The following is a 13,812-nucleotide window of genomic DNA, read 5'->3' as shown; positions in this document are numbered from 1 at the left end:
GTCCATCGGCTCCCCCCGCGGTTGGCGGCGCCGTCGCTCACGCTGCCCGGCACGTCGCCCAGGTCGACGACCTGCGCCGCGCCCATCACCGGCCCGCCGGTATCCATGTCGAGATGCGTGCGCGCCACCGAATACCACTCCAGCGCCCCGCGGATCGCGGCCGGCGCGGCGGCCGCGTGGCTCGGCTCGCCGGGCCGGTAGGGCGTGCCGTGCGGCGCGCCGAACACCGCGACATCCGCGTCGAGCGCGTCGAGCGCGCCGAAGGGAACGTCCGAGAAGCTGCGGGCGGGCCGCTGCATCAGAACAGCCCGTCATAGGCGCGGCGGGGCAGCTCGACCGCGATGATCGTGAAGGTCTCGGCGGCCAGCGCCTCGGCAAGCGCGGGGCCGGCCTCGCCCGGGCCCGAGACCGTGATGCCGTGGCCGCCATAGACGCGGGCGAGCAGCGCGAAATCGGTGCGCTGGAAGTCCACCCCGGCGTTCTGCATGACGCCGCGCCGCTGCTTCATCTCGATCAGCGCCAGCGAGCGGTCGACGAAGACCACGACGACCAGCGGCAGGCCGAGGTCGCGCAGGGTCGCCAGCTCGCCCAGCACCATCTCGAGCCCGGCGTCGCCAGTGAAGACCACCACCGGAGCGGCGGGCAGCGCGTGCTTGAAGCCGATGCCGAGCGGCAGGGCGCAGCCCATGGTGCACAGCCCGGTGGATTCGAGCACGCCGCGCGGGTGCCTGGCGAGCCACATCTGGCTGAGCAGGATGCGGTGGGCGCCCGAATCGATGGTGATGGTGGTGTCCGAGGGCGCCGCGGCCATGAGCTCGGCGATGGCCAGGTCCGGCCCCCATTCGGCGCTTGGCGCGAAGGCCGCGTCCAGCTCGCGCCGGATCCGCGCCGGGGTGTCGTCGGGCCAGCCGGGCTTCGCCGCCAGCCCGTTCTCCAGCGCCGCCAGCCCGCCCGCGACCGAGCACACCCAGGCGTGCGCCGCGTCGTGCATGTCGTGCTCGTTCGGCGCGTGGGCGAACTCGACCGCCCTGGCCGGGTCCCAGGGGTCCTGCCAGCCCAGGCGCATCTCGACCGGGTCGTAGCCCGCCGAGATCACCAGGTCGGCGGCCTGGAAGACGGGTAGCACGATGCGGTCGGACTTGGGCGACAGCCCGTGGCCGCCCAGCGATAGCGGGTGGTCCTCGGCCATGACACCCTTGGCCTTGTAGCTGGTCACCACGGGAATGCCGTGGCGCTCGGCGAAGGCGCGCACCGCCTGCGCCCCGCCCGATTCGTTCAGCACGTCGAGGCCGACCATCAGCACGGGACGCTCGGCCGCGGCGAACATCGCCCGCGCGCCCTCGAGCTCGGGCCCCTCCGCCGGGGCGGTCGGGCCCGCAGGCATCCGGTGGTGGCCGCGCGGCGCGGGCTGCTCGCCCTCGGCCACGCGGATCGGCAGGTCGAGATGCACCGGGCCCGGCCGGCCGGTGAGCGCGATCCCGAGCGCCTTGTCGATCACCGTGTCCACGGCCCGGTCCGGCACCACGAAGGAGGCCTTGGAGACGCGGCGGAAGACCTCCGAATGGTCGAAGACCTGGTGCGTGTAGCGCGCCTGCTCGGACGCGTCGATCATGCCCGAGATGACGACCAGCGGCACCCGGTCCTCGCGCGCGTTCTCCACCACGTTGAGGCAGTTGGCGATGCCCGGGCCCACGGTCGCCACCAGCACCCCCGGGGCGCCGGTGGCGTGCCACACGCCCTCGGCCATGAAGCCGGCGGCGTTCTCGTGGCGGGTCAGCACGAAGCGGATGCCGGTGCGCGTCAGCGCGTCGACCAGCGCCAGCACCTCGCCGCCCGGTATGCCGAAGGCGGTGCGGCAGCCCGCGGCGTAAAGCCGCCGGGCGATCAGGTCGGCCCCGTTCATCGGTCCCCCTTTCAGTCGCCTTCGAAGGCGCACAGCGTGTGGATCTCGATGCCCATCTCCTTGAGCCGCTTCTCGCCGCCCAGATCGGGCAGGTTGACGACGAAGGAGGCGGCGACGATCTGCCCGCCCAGCCGCTCGATCAGCCTGATGCCGGCGACCGCGGTGCCGCCCGTGGCCAGCAGGTCGTCGATCAGCAGCACGCGGGTGCCGGCGTGGAAGGCGTCGTCGTGGATCTCCACCACCGCCTCGCCGTATTCGAGCTTGTAGGACTCGACCACCGTCTTGCCCGGCAGCTTGCCCTTCTTGCGGATCGGCACGAAGCCCAGGCCCAGCTTGTAGGCCACGGCGCCGCCCAGGATGAAGCCGCGCGCGTCCATCGCCACGACCACGTCGAGCGCGCCGCCCTCGTGGGGCGCGCACAGGTCGTCCACCGCGCGGCGGAACGCCTCGGGGTGCGCGAACAGCGTGGTCACGTCGCGAAACAGCACGCCCGGCACGGGGAAGTCCGGGATCGTGCGGATGTAGTCGGTGAGCGGCTTCTCGGTCATCGCAGGCGGCTCCGTCCAACAGGCGCAGATATCGGGGGCGCGGATATGGGACGCGCCGACAACGGCTGCGCCGATAGTAGGAGGCTCGGGCCGGAAGGCAACCGGCGCCTTGGGCCCCGGCCTGCCGCGGGGGTGCCCCAGGGATGCCCCGGGCCTCGGGCCTCGGGCCGAGGCGGTCCCGGATCGGGTCCGGGACCCATGGCGGGCGTCAGCCGCGTCCCAGCACGCGGCCTGCCACCGCATCCAGCCTGGCTAGCAGATCCGGGTCGCGCTGGTCGGGCGCGGTCAAGAGCGCGAACTCCAGCGCCCGGTCGCAGCCATGCGGGCAGGGGCCGCGCGCCCCACCCAGCGCCGGCACCACCTCGGCGACCAGCGCGCGCGCCTTCTCGGCATTGGCCGTCATGGTCTGGATGATCGAGGTGATATCGACCTCGCCGTGGTCGGGGTGCCAGGAGTCGTAGTCGGTGACCATGGCCACCGTGGCGTAGCAAAGCTCGGCCTCGCGGGCGAGCTTGGCCTCGGGCATGTTGGTCATGCCGATCACGTCGCAGCCCCAGACCTCGCGGTAGAGCCTGCTCTCGGCCATGGTGGAGAACTGCGGCCCCTCCATCACCAGGTAGGTGCCGGCCGTATGCGCCTTGACGCCGGCCCTGGCCGCCGCCCCGGACAAGGCCGCGCGCAGCCGCGCGCAGGCGGGCTCGGCGATGCTCACATGCGCGACGCAGCCGGTGGAGAAGAAGGTCTTCTCGCGCGCCATGGTGCGGTCGATGAACTGGTCCACCAGCACGAAGTCGCCCGGCGCCATCTCCTCGCGGAACGAGCCGCAGGCCGAGACCGAGATCACGTCGCTCACCCCCAGCCGCTTGAGCGCGTCGATGTTGGCGCGGTAGTTGATGGTGGTGGGGCTGAGCCGGTGGCCGCGCCCGTGGCGGGGCAGGAAGGCGACCTCGGTGCCGCCGATGGTGCCGGTCAGCACCTGGTCCGAGGGCTGCCCCCAGGGGCTGTCCACCGTCACCCACTCGGGGTCCTCGAGCCCGTCGATCTGATAAAGCCCGCTGCCCCCGATCACGCCGATCTTGGTCATCCCGCTCCCCTCGTGCTGGCGCCGGCCGCGCCGCTCAGCCGGGCCGGTTCATCTCCCACACCTCGCGCACCGTGGTGTAGTCCATGTAGCCGAGCCGCGCGACCGGGTTGTAGGCCAGCACGTCGAAGCGGCCCTCGCGCAGGCAGCGCTCGTCGACATGCACGCCCACCACCTCGCCGATCACCATGATGTTGAAGGCATGCGCGTGCCAGCTCGGCAGGTCGTCGACGATCCGCACCAGCCGGCATTCCAGCACGGCGGGCGATTCGGCCACATGCGGCGCGCCGATCGCCACGCCCGGCGCCTTGGTCAGGCCGGCCAGCGCGAACTCGTCCTCGCCCGCCGCGTAGCGGCCCGAGGAGACGTTCATCGCCTCGCGCAGCGCGTGGCTGACGATGTTGCAGGCGAACTCGCGCGTGGCGCGGATGTTGGCGATCGAGTCCTTGACCGGCTCGGGCCGGGTCTTGCGGCCCGACTGCCAGAACATCACCAAGGGCGGTGCGTCGCCGCAGCCGTTGAAGAAGCTGTAGGGGGCAAGGTTGGCGCGGCCCACGGCGTCCAGCGTCGAGATCCAGCCGATCGGGCGCGGCGTCACGATCGCCTTGAACGGGTCGTGGGCCAGGCCGTGGCCGTCGGCGGGGCGGTAGAACATCTCTCTCTCCGGTGCGCGGTCTGGTCAGGGCAGGGGGCCGCATGCTAACGGCGGTGTCCACTGATAGCGCCTTCCCGTGCCAAGGCAACAGCCGCCCGCCCATGTTTCGCCTCCTGCCCGAGACGCCGGCCGACACAGACGAGGTCGAGATGCTGCTCGACCTGGCCTTCGCCCCCGGCCGGCACGCGCTGAGCTCGTACCAGCTGCGCGAGGGGGTGGCGCCGCTCGCCTCGCTGTCGCGCATCGCGCGCGACGACTATGACGCGCTGGCCGGTGCCATCCGCTACTGGCCGGTGCGCATCGGCGCGCGGCCGGACGGGCGCGGCCACGCCGCGCTCTTGCTCGGCCCGGTCGCCGTGCACCCCACGCGGCAGGGCGAGGGGCTGGGCGCGCTCCTGATCCTCGAGACGCTGGAGGAGGCGCGCAGGCAGGACTGGGCGCGGGTGGTCCTGGTCGGCGACGAGCCCTATTACGGGCGCTTCGGGTTCAGGCGCGATCTGGCCCTTGCACTGGATTTTCCCAAGCCGGTCAATATGAATCGTTTACTTGCGAAAGAACTAGTTGAGGGCGCCATGTCCGGTGTTACGGGCATGGTGCACCGCTGGGAGGGGCCGAGCCCAGAGAAATGACCAGACGAGTTCTGAGCCAAAAGCGATCCTGTTCGGAATAGGCTTCTTAATTATTTGCAATCGGCGTCGCGGATGTCTAAATTAGGATCATGCCGGCGCGTCTGCAATATTATGTGTAAAATGTTCCTGCCAGCGCCGCGTTGAGGGACGAAAGAACGGAGACCAAGATGGCTGAAGCCACCACTGATCATAGCGAGCTCCTGGCGCTAACTTCCGACATCGTCGCAGCTCATGTCTCGAACAACGCTGTCTCGACGACGGAACTTCCTTCGCTGATCGAGACGGTTTTCTCGAAGCTCTCGCAGCTTGGCGGCGCGGCGGCCGAGCCCGCGGTCGAGCTCAAGCCGGCGGTGCCGATCAAGCGCTCGGTGCAGGACGACTACGTCGTCTGCCTCGAGGACGGCAAGAAGATGAAGATGCTCAAGCGGCATCTCAAGACCGACCACGACATGACGCCTGACCAGTACCGGGCGCGCTGGAGCCTGCCGGCGGAATACCCGATGGTGGCGCCGGCCTATGCGCGCAAGCGCCAGGAGCTGGCCAAGAAGATCGGGCTGGGCCGCAAGCCCACCGGCGGACGGGGCAAGAAGTCGGGCTGAGCCGGCGCCCGTTGCGCGGCGCGCCCCGGCGCGCTAGAGAGGCGGCGCGCCGCGGGAGCCGTCCCGGGGCGCGTTCGGGCCTTGCCGGCGGGTGACCAGCGATGGGCGAGCGCAAGACGGTCTTCATCAAGACCTATGGCTGCCAGATGAACGTCTACGACAGCGAGCGCATGGCCGGTGCGCTGGCTGCACACGGCTATGCGCCGGCGGACGGTCCCGAGGGCGCCGACCTCGTCATCCTCAACACCTGCCATATCCGCGAGAAGGCGGCCGAGAAGGTCTATTCCGAGCTTGGCCGGCTCAAGCCGCTCGTCGAGGCCAAGGCGCGCGCGGGCGGCCGCATGACCGTGGCCGTGGCCGGCTGCGTCGCCCAGGCCGAGGGCGCCGAGATGCAGCGCCGCCAGCCCATGGTCGACGTGGTGGTCGGCCCGCAGGCCTATCACCGCCTGCCCGGGCTGGTGGCGCGCAGCCGGGCGCTGGGCGCGCCCGTGCTCGACACCGAGTTCCCGGCCGAGGACAAGTTCGACCACCTGCCCCAGCCGCCGCGGGCACGCCGCGCGCCGGCGGCCTTCCTCACCGTGCAGGAGGGCTGCGACAAGTTCTGCGCCTTCTGCGTGGTGCCCTACACGCGCGGAGCCGAGGTCTCGCGCCCCGCCGCCAAGCTCGTGGCCGAGGCGCGCGCGCTGGTGGCGCGCGGCGTGGTCGAGATCACGCTTCTGGGCCAGAACGTCAACGCCTATCACGGCGCGGGCGCGGGCGGGGACGACTGGAGCCTGGCGCGGCTGATCCGGGAACTGGCGCTGATCGAGGGGCTGGCGCGCATCCGCTACACCACCTCGCACCCCCGCGACATGAGCGCGGACCTGATCGCCGCCCATGCCGAGGAGGCCAAGCTGATGCCCTATCTGCACCTGCCGGTGCAGGCGGGCTCGGACCGGGTGCTGAAAGCCATGAACCGGCGCCACACCGCCGCCGGCTACCTCGATCTGGTCGGGCGCATCCGCGCGGCGCGGCCCGACATTGCGCTGTCGGGCGACTTCATCGTCGGCTTCCCCGGCGAGACCGAGGCCGACTTCGAGGCGACCATGGCGCTGGTGCGCGCGGTCGGCTATGCGCAGGCCTACTCGTTCAAGTACTCGCCCAGGCCCGGCACCCCGGCGGCCGACGCCGAGCAGGTGCCCGAGCCGGTCAAGGCCGAGCGGCTGGCGCGGCTGCAGGCGCTGCTGGACGAGCAGCAGGCGGCGTTCCAGCGCGCCTGCGTCGGGCGCCGCTTCCCCGTGCTGGTGGAGAAGCCCGGGCGGCACCCCGGGCAAATGGTCGGGCGCTCGCCCTATCTGCAGCCGGTGCATCTCGACTGCGAGCCGGGCCTCGCCGGCCGGCTGGTCGAGGTGACCGTGACCGGCGCGGCGCCGCACTCGCTGGCCGGGCGGCTGGCCGCCTGAGCGGCGCCGGCGCGGCGCGGGATGTTGCCCTGTTCGGGGGCTCGCCCGGGGTGTGCACATTGCACATTCTTTCAATGCATTGATTTCACGGTTATTTTTTTGTGAACGCGAATTATGGTTAACGGTGCCGGGACGCTGTGCGCCGCCGCCTGAGCGCGCGCCGCCGCGCGGACAACGCGCGCTTTACCGCGCTACCGGGCGCCCCTATCCTGACGGGCATGGAAACCCCGATGCTGATCCGTGCCGCCGATTCCTGCCTGGTCGTGATCGACATGCAGGAGCGGCTGGTCCCCGCCATGCAGGCCCCGGCGCGGACCATCAAGAACGCCCGCGTGCTGGTCACCGCGGCTCACGAACTGGGCGTGCCCGTGCTGATGACCGAGCAATACCCCAAGGGGCTGGGCCACACCGTGCCCGAGCTGGCCAGGGCGGGTGAGGCGGCCAACGCCCGCGTCCTGCCCAAGATGCACTTCTCGTGCATGGAGGACGCGGGCTTCGCCCAGGCCTTCCGCGCCACCGGGCGGGCCCAGGCGGTGATCGCCGGCATGGAGGCGCATATCTGCGTGGTGCAGACCGCGGCCAGCCTGATGCGCGAGGGCATCGAGGTGTTCGTCGTCACCGACGCCACCTCCTCGCGCACGCTCGAGTCCGAGAAGGCCTGCCTCGACCGCCTGCAGGCGCTGGGCGCGGGCATCGTCACCACCGAGATGGTGGTGTTCGAGTGGCTGGGCCAGGCCGGCACCCCGGCCTTCAAGGCGCTGCTACCCCTGATCAAGTAACGGACTACATCAGTCACGTGCGCGCGTCTTTGCCCTTGCGCCCGGAGACGTTCCGCGCCACCATATATTGGGTTCACCTGCGGCAAGGGATGCAAGGTCTACGTGGCAAACTCCGCCCTCAAGGACATGAACATGCCTGAGGCGCTGGACGAGACCCTTGTCGAGTTCCCCGACAATCGCCTGCTGATCGAGCTGTGCGGCCAGCACGACCGCCACCTCGCCGCCATCGAGCAGGGCTTCGGCGTGGTCATCATGCGCCGCGGCAACCGGCTGGCGCTGCACGGGCCCGCCGAGCAGCGCGCCCGCGCCGCCGAGGCGCTCGAGGGGCTCTATGCCCGGCTCGAGCGCGGCCGCGCCGTGGAGCCCGGCGACGTCGATGCCGCGATCCGGCTGGGCGGCGCTGCCGAGGAGGAGGGCGTGCCCCCTGCCGAGCCCCAGCTCGACATGTTCCCCGGCGGGCGCATGGAGATCCGCACGCGGCGCAGGGTGATCGAGCCGCGCTCCAACACCCAGCGCGCCTATGTCGCCGAGCTGTTCGGCCGTGAGCTGGTGTTCGGGCTCGGCCCCGCCGGCACCGGCAAGACCTATCTCGCGGTCGCGGCGGCGGTCTCGATGTTCTTCGAGCAGAAGGTCGACCGCATCATCCTGTCGCGCCCGGCCGTCGAGGCCGGCGAGCGGCTGGGCTTCCTGCCCGGCGACATGCGCGAGAAGGTCGACCCCTATCTGCGCCCGCTCTACGACGCGCTCGACGACATGATCCCGACCAAGTAGCTCGCCCGGCTGATGGAGGAGAACAAGGTCGAGGTGGCGCCCTTGGCCTTCATGCGCGGGCGCACGCTGGCCAATGCCTTCGTGGTGCTCGACGAGGCGCAGAACACCACCGAGATGCAGATGAAGATGTTCCTCACCCGGCTGGGCGAGGGCGCGCGCATGGCCGTGACCGGCGACCCCAGCCAGATCGACCTGCCGCGCGGCACCGGCTCGGGGCTCCTGGAGGCGATGCGCGTGCTCGAGGCGGTGCCCGAGATCGGCTTCGTGCGCTTCACCTCGGCCGACGTGGTGCGCCACCCGCTGGTCGCGCGCATCGTCGAGGCCTACGACGCCGCGGGGACCAAGCCACGGTGAGCGGCGGCGACCTGGTCGATCTGGTGGTGGAGGATCCCGCCTGGCTGGCCGAGCTGCCCGGGCTCGAGCGCCTCGCCGGCACTGCCGCGCGGCTGGCCTTCGAGGCGGCGGGGCTCGAGCCGGCGGGCTGGACGATCTCGGTGCTGGCCTGCGACGATGCGCGCATCGCCCGGCTGAACCTCGACTTCCGCGGCCGGGCGGGGCCGACCAATGTGCTGAGCTGGCCCGCCTTCGCGCTCGCGCCCATGCGCCCCGGCGGGCTGCCGCCGGCCCCCCCGGCGGCGGCATCGCCCGCGCCCGCCTGCTCCCGCCGGCCGCTCGGCGATGTGGCGATCGCGCTGCAGACCGCGCGGCGCGAGGCGGCGGCCGCCGGAATCCCCTTGAAAGATCACGCTCTCCACCTGATCTTACATGCGTGCCTGCACGTGCTCGGCTTCGACCACGCCACCGAGGCGGACGCCGAGACGATGGAGGGGCTCGAGACGCAAGCGCTGGCGCGCATCGGTGTCGCGGACCCCTATTCGCGAGGGGATGCGGCCCGGCCGCATCCGGACTGAGGAAAATGGACGAAGGACCAAGTTCGCCGCATTCGGCCGAGGGCCGGGAACACGGCAGCGGCGATACCGGGGCCGACCCCGGGGCCGGCTCCGGGGCCGACCACAGTAGCCACGGCGGATCGTTCCTCGCCTGGCTGATGCACCGCGCCTCGAGCGCGTTCAACGGCGACGAGGAGGCCGAGGCGGAGCTCAGCACCCAGCTGGTCCACGAGCTGCGCCACGCCACCCCGGCCGAGCGCGCCATGGTCGCCAACATCCTGCGCATGCGCGAGCAGCGGGTCGCCGACGTCATGGTGCCGCGCGCCGACATCGTCGCCGTGGCCGAGGACGCCACGCTGGAGGAGGTCATGGCCGCCTTCGCGCGCGGTGAGTTCTCGCGCCTCCCGGTCTACCGCGAGACGCTGGACGACCCGCTGGGCTTCGTGCACCTCAAGGACATCGCGCTGGCCTATGGTGTGGGCGCGCCGCACGAGGCCGACTCCTTCCGCCTGGCGGGCCATATCCGCAAGGCGCTGTTCGTGCCGCCCTCGATGCGCATCGCCGCGCTGTTGCAGCGCATGCAGGCGGCGCGCGTGCACATGGCGCTGGTGATCGACGAGTTCGGCGGCGTCGACGGGCTGGTGACCATCGAGGACCTGGTCGAGCAGGTCGTGGGCGACATCGAGGACGAGCACGACGAGCAGGAGCCCGCCGAGTGGACGCAGGAATCGGACGGCGTCTACCTGATCGACGCCCGCGCCGACATCCGCGACTTCGAGCAGGTCGAGGGGGTCGAGCTTCTGCCCGAGGAATGGGAGGAGGACGTCGACAGCTTCGGCGGCCTGCTGTTCATGCTCACGGGCCGCGTGCCGGCGCGCGGCGAGATCGTCGCCCACCCGGACGGCCACGAGTTCGAGGTGCTCGACGCCGATCCGCGCCGCGTCAAGCGGCTGCGCCTGACGCTGAGGCGGGAGGGCGAGGGCAGCTTGCCCGAGACGCGGCAGGCGGCCGAGTAGTGCCGGCCGAGGGGGAGACCCTGACGCAGAGCCTGACCGAGGGACGGGCCCGCCGGGCGCCGCGCGCCCGGGTCGCCCGGTGGCTCGACGCCCGTGGACGCTGGACGCGGCTTTTTCTGGCGCTGCTCGCCGGCGCGGCGATGACGCTGGGCCAGGCGCCGTTCTCGCAGCCCTGGGTGCTGTTCTTCGCACTGCCGGTGCTGGTGTGGCTGGTCGACGCCGCGCCGGGCCCGCGCGCGGCGGCGGCGATCGGCTGGGCGGCGGGGTTTGGCTATTTCCTAACCGGGCTCTACTGGATCGGCAACGCCTTCCTGGTCGATGCCGCCGACTTCGCCTGGATGATGCCGTTTGCGGTGTCGCTCCTGCCGGCGTTCCTGGCGCTGTTCTGGGCGGCGGCCTTCGCGCTGGCGCGGCATCTGTGGCCCCAGGGGCGCTGGTGGCGGGTGCTGGCGCTGGCCGCGGCGCTGACGCTGGCCGAATATGCCCGCGGCCATGTGCTGACCGGCTTTCCCTGGGGCCTGCCCGGCTATGTGTGGGTGGGCACGCGTCTGATGCAGGCCGCCGCCTGGGTCGGGCCCTATGGCGTGACCTTCCTGACGCTCCTGCTGGTGCCGCTGGTGCTGGGTTCGCTGGCCGAGCGGCGCTGGCTGGTCGGGGCCGGGGCCGCGGCCGTGCTGGCGGGGCTGTGGCTCGCTGGCGCGGCGCGGGTCGCGACCGCGCCGTCGGACGCCGGCGGGCCGGTCGTGCGCGTGGTGCAGCCCGACGCCGAGCAGAAGCTCAAGTGGCAGCCGCAATACGAGCAGACTTTCTACCACCGCCTGCTCGCCCAGACCGCCGCGCCGCCCGACGCCAGGCTCGGGCCGCCCGCCGCGGTGATCTGGCCCGAGACGGCGGTGCCCTTCCTGCCCGCCTATCACCCGGCGCGGCGCGCCCAGATCGCGCAGGCCGCGGGCGGCGTGCCGGTGATCCTGGGCGCGCTCGACGGCGTGCGCGTCGACGGGCACGACCGCTACATGAACACGATCATGGTGATCCGCCCCGACGGCTCGATTGGCGCGCGCTATGCCAAGCACCACCTGGTGCCCTTCGGCGAGTATCTGCCCTATCGGTCGATCCTCGGGCCCCTGGGGTTGAGCAAGCTGGTGCCGGGCGAGGGCTTCACCCCCGGGCCGGGGCCGCGCATCCTGCGCGTCGCGGGGCTGCCGCCGTTCTCGGCGCTGATCTGCTACGAGATGATCTTCCCGGGCGAGGTGGTGCCCGCGGGCCAGCGCCCCGGCTGGATGCTGCAGGTGACCAACGACGCCTGGTTCGGCGACTGGGGCGGGCCGCAGCAGCATCTGGCGCAGGCGCGCAGCCGCGCCATCGAGCAGGGGCTGCCGGTGGTGCGCGCCGCCAATACCGGCATCTCGGCGGTGATCGACGCCTACGGGCGGATCGTCACCTCGCTGCCGATGCAGGCGCACGGGCATATCGACGCGGCGCTGCCGCCGGCGCTCATGCCCACGCCCTATGCGCGGTTCGGCGACATGCCGGCGATGGCGCTGGTGGTGCTGGGGCTGTTCCTCTCGGCCCGGGTGGGACGCCGGCGCGGGGGCCGCGACCCGGAGGGCGACGGCGCGTCCGCCTGACCGCCTTTCGACCGGCCTTCCCCGCTTGACCCGTCCGCGCGCGCATGCCAAAGGAACGCCGCCGCGGGGACCGCCACATCGGGGGCGCGCGGACGATGCAATACCCCGCGCGAGAGGGAGGGCCCGGCATGGCGCGCAAGGAATATCTGTTCACCTCCGAATCGGTCTCCGAAGGCCACCCCGACAAGGTCTGCGACCAGATCTCGGACTCCATCGTCGATCACATCATCGGCCGCGAGCCCGAGGCCCGCGTCGCGGTCGAGACCGCGGCCACGACCAACCGCGTGGTGCTGATGGGCGAGATCAAGGTGAGCGAGCAGAACGCGCCGAGCCCGGCGAAGATGTGCGAGATCGCGCGCGAGACGATCCGCGAGATCGGCTACCAGCAGAAGGGCTTCCACTTCAAGACCGCCGAGATCGACTGCTATGTGCACGAACAGTCGCCCGACATCTCGCGCGGCGTGGACGCCGCCGAGAACAAGGACGAGGGCGCCGGCGACCAGGGCATCATGTTCGGCTATGCCTGCGACGAGACGCCCGAGCTGATGCCCGCCCCGATCCTCTACGCGCACAAGATCCTGCACGTGCTGGCGGCGGCGCGGCACTCGGGCCGCGAGCCCCGGCTCGGGCCCGATTCCAAGAGCCAGCTCACCATCCGCTACCGCGACGGCCGCCCGGTGCACGCGCACACCATCGTGGTCTCGACCCAGCACACCGACCCGGAGATGGAGTCGCCCGAGGTGCGCGAGATGATCGAGCCCTATGTGCGCGAGGCGCTGCCCGAGGGCTACATCGACCGCGACACGGTGTGGCACGTCAACCCGACCGGGCGCTTCTTCACCGGCGGGCCCGAGGGCGACGCCGGGCTCACCGGGCGCAAGATCATCGTCGACACCTATGGCGGCTCGGCGCCGCATGGCGGCGGGGCGTTCTCGGGCAAGGACCCGACCAAGGTGGACCGCTCGGCGGCCTATGCGGCGCGCTACGTGGCCAAGAACGTGGTGGCCGCGGGGCTGGCCTCGAAATGCTCGCTGCAGCTCGCCTACGCCATCGGCGTCTCCGAGCCGCTCGCCGTCTATGTCGACACCTACGGCACCAGCCGGGTCGACCCCGAGCGGATCGAGCGCGCCATCCGCGAGGTCATGCCGCTGACGCCGCGCGGCATCCGCACCCGGCTGGGCCTCAACCGGCCGATCTACCGGCGCACAGCGGCCTATGGCCATTTCGGCCGCGAGCCCGAGGCCGACGGCGGCTTCTCGTGGGAGAAGCTGGACCTGGCCGAGGCGCTCAAGGCGGCGGTCTGACCCGCCGCGCCCGGCGCGGCCGCCACAGGCAGAGCCGATGACCCGGTCCGCCGCGCCGCCCGGCCCCCCCCGGCGCAACCTCTATGGCCGCCGCCATGGCAAGCGGCTGCGCCCGCACCAGCGCGCGCTGATCGAGACCCGGCTCGCCGCGCTGGCGATCGCCGGCGTGGCCCCGGCCGAGAACCCCGAGCGCCGCCCGCTCGACCTCGCGGCGCTGTTTCCGGCCGCGCGCGAGGTCTGGCTCGAGATCGGCTTCGGCGGCGGCGAGCACATGGTCGAGATGGCCGCGCGCCACCCCCAGGCGGCGCTGATCGGCTGCGAGTATTTCGTCAACGGCGTGGCCAAGCTGATCGCGCAGGTCGAGGCGGCGGGGGTGGCCAACCTCGCCATCCATCCCGGCGACTGCCGAGACCTGATCGACGTGCTGCCCGACGCCGCGCTGGCCCGCGTCTTCCTGCTCTACCCCGACCCCTGGCCGAAGCGGCGCCACCACAAGCGCCGCTTCGTCAGCCCCGAGAACATGGACGCGCTGGCCCGGGTCATGGCGCCCGGCGCCTGCCTGCACCT

The 13,812-nt window shown here is 71.9% G+C and carries 13 protein-coding genes and 2 pseudogenes; 10 read left to right on the top strand and 5 right to left on the bottom strand.

The features are described 5' to 3' along the window. From AC32QD_RS13485 to AC32QD_RS13465, 5 genes and pseudogenes are all read right to left on the bottom strand, one after another. A pseudogene (locus AC32QD_RS13485) lies at positions 1 to 299 on the bottom strand (hypothetical protein); the annotation flags it as partial. Next, the gene (locus AC32QD_RS13480; protein ID WP_492011024.1) at positions 299 to 1,903 is read right to left on the bottom strand and encodes a thiamine pyrophosphate-binding protein; all 1,605 of its coding nucleotides are present in this window, start codon (positions 1,901 to 1,903) and stop codon (positions 299 to 301) included. The gene AC32QD_RS13480 and the pseudogene AC32QD_RS13485, both read right to left, overlap by 1 nt. 11 nt (positions 1,904 to 1,914) lie before the next feature. Then, positions 1,915 to 2,451 (bottom strand): adenine phosphoribosyltransferase, encoded by a 537-nt coding sequence (locus AC32QD_RS13475; protein WP_492011023.1) that lies wholly within the window; start codon positions 2,449 to 2,451, stop codon positions 1,915 to 1,917. Positions 2,452 to 2,659: 208 nt separating this feature from the next. Continuing rightward, positions 2,660 to 3,535, bottom strand: a complete 876-nt coding sequence (locus AC32QD_RS13470) for an S-methyl-5'-thioadenosine phosphorylase (RefSeq protein WP_492011022.1) — start codon at positions 3,533 to 3,535, stop codon at positions 2,660 to 2,662. A 34-nt stretch (positions 3,536 to 3,569) separates the two neighbouring features. After that, positions 3,570 to 4,187 carry a flavin reductase family protein gene (locus AC32QD_RS13465; protein ID WP_492011021.1) on the bottom strand — a complete coding sequence of 206 codons (618 nt, stop codon included), beginning with the start codon at positions 4,185 to 4,187 and terminating at the stop codon, positions 3,570 to 3,572. 101 nt (positions 4,188 to 4,288) lie between these two features. On the opposite strand from AC32QD_RS13465, the gene AC32QD_RS13460 reads away from it, so the two are divergent. The 10 genes and pseudogenes from AC32QD_RS13460 to trmB form a co-directional block, all read left to right on the top strand. Further along, on the top strand, positions 4,289 to 4,816 hold the full coding sequence (locus AC32QD_RS13460; RefSeq protein ID WP_492011020.1) for a GNAT family N-acetyltransferase: 528 nt from the start codon (positions 4,289 to 4,291) through the stop codon (positions 4,814 to 4,816). Positions 4,817 to 4,983: 167 nt separating this feature from the next. Next, a complete protein-coding gene (locus AC32QD_RS13455; RefSeq protein WP_492011019.1) occupies positions 4,984 to 5,415 on the top strand; it encodes a Ros/MucR family transcriptional regulator in 432 nt (143 codons plus the stop codon). Positions 5,416 to 5,516: 101 nt separating this feature from the next. Continuing rightward, on the top strand, positions 5,517 to 6,857 hold the full coding sequence (gene miaB / locus AC32QD_RS13450) for a tRNA (N6-isopentenyl adenosine(37)-C2)-methylthiotransferase MiaB (RefSeq protein ID WP_492011018.1): 1,341 nt from the start codon (positions 5,517 to 5,519) through the stop codon (positions 6,855 to 6,857). Positions 6,858 to 7,087: 230 nt separating this feature from the next. Beyond that, a complete protein-coding gene (locus AC32QD_RS13445; protein WP_492011017.1) occupies positions 7,088 to 7,636 on the top strand; it encodes a hydrolase in 549 nt (182 codons plus the stop codon). Positions 7,637 to 7,762: 126 nt separating this feature from the next. Continuing rightward, positions 7,763 to 8,761: pseudogene (locus AC32QD_RS13440) on the top strand (PhoH family protein). Beyond that, positions 8,758 to 9,318 carry an rRNA maturation RNase YbeY gene (ybeY, locus tag AC32QD_RS13435; protein ID WP_492011016.1) on the top strand — a complete coding sequence of 187 codons (561 nt, stop codon included), beginning with the start codon at positions 8,758 to 8,760 and terminating at the stop codon, positions 9,316 to 9,318. Before AC32QD_RS13440 ends, ybeY begins: the two are co-directional and overlap by 4 nt. A gap of 5 nt (positions 9,319 to 9,323) precedes the next feature. Next, positions 9,324 to 10,313 (top strand): hemolysin family protein, encoded by a 990-nt coding sequence (locus tag AC32QD_RS13430; protein WP_492011015.1) that lies wholly within the window; start codon positions 9,324 to 9,326, stop codon positions 10,311 to 10,313. Then, positions 10,313 to 11,941, top strand: a complete 1,629-nt coding sequence (gene lnt, locus AC32QD_RS13425; RefSeq protein ID WP_492011014.1) for an apolipoprotein N-acyltransferase — start codon at positions 10,313 to 10,315, stop codon at positions 11,939 to 11,941. The genes AC32QD_RS13430 and lnt overlap by 1 nt, the downstream gene beginning before the upstream one ends. Positions 11,942 to 12,069: 128 nt before the next feature. Next, on the top strand, positions 12,070 to 13,245 hold the full coding sequence (metK, locus tag AC32QD_RS13420; protein WP_492011013.1) for a methionine adenosyltransferase: 1,176 nt from the start codon (positions 12,070 to 12,072) through the stop codon (positions 13,243 to 13,245). Positions 13,246 to 13,282: 37 nt separating this feature from the next. Next, the coding region (trmB, locus tag AC32QD_RS13415; protein WP_492011012.1) for a tRNA (guanine(46)-N(7))-methyltransferase TrmB at positions 13,283 to 13,812 on the top strand (530 nt) is incomplete at its 3' end.

The sequence above is a fragment of the Thermohalobaculum sp. genome, assembly GCF_058622915.1.
The sequence above is the reverse complement of the archived record's forward strand: the minus strand, read 5'-3'. Positions and strand labels throughout refer to the sequence as shown.

Bases quoted from the DNA above. Each gene is read 5' to 3' on its own strand.
- AC32QD_RS13480 (WP_492011024.1), bottom strand. From the start codon at position 1,903: ATGAACGGGGCCGACCTGATCGCCCGGCGGCTTTACGCCGCGGGCTGC.
- AC32QD_RS13475 (WP_492011023.1), bottom strand. From the start codon at position 2,451: ATGACCGAGAAGCCGCTCACCGACTACATCCGCACGATCCCGGACTTC.
- AC32QD_RS13470 (WP_492011022.1), bottom strand. From the start codon at position 3,535: ATGACCAAGATCGGCGTGATCGGGGGCAGCGGGCTTTATCAGATCGAC.
- AC32QD_RS13465 (WP_492011021.1), bottom strand. From the start codon at position 4,187: ATGTTCTACCGCCCCGCCGACGGCCACGGCCTGGCCCACGACCCGTTC.
- AC32QD_RS13460 (WP_492011020.1), top strand. From the start codon at position 4,289: ATGTTTCGCCTCCTGCCCGAGACGCCGGCCGACACAGACGAGGTCGAG.
- AC32QD_RS13455 (WP_492011019.1), top strand. From the start codon at position 4,984: ATGGCTGAAGCCACCACTGATCATAGCGAGCTCCTGGCGCTAACTTCC.
- miaB (WP_492011018.1), top strand. From the start codon at position 5,517: ATGGGCGAGCGCAAGACGGTCTTCATCAAGACCTATGGCTGCCAGATG.
- AC32QD_RS13445 (WP_492011017.1), top strand. From the start codon at position 7,088: ATGCTGATCCGTGCCGCCGATTCCTGCCTGGTCGTGATCGACATGCAG.
- AC32QD_RS13430 (WP_492011015.1), top strand. From the start codon at position 9,324: ATGGACGAAGGACCAAGTTCGCCGCATTCGGCCGAGGGCCGGGAACAC.
- metK (WP_492011013.1), top strand. From the start codon at position 12,070: ATGGCGCGCAAGGAATATCTGTTCACCTCCGAATCGGTCTCCGAAGGC.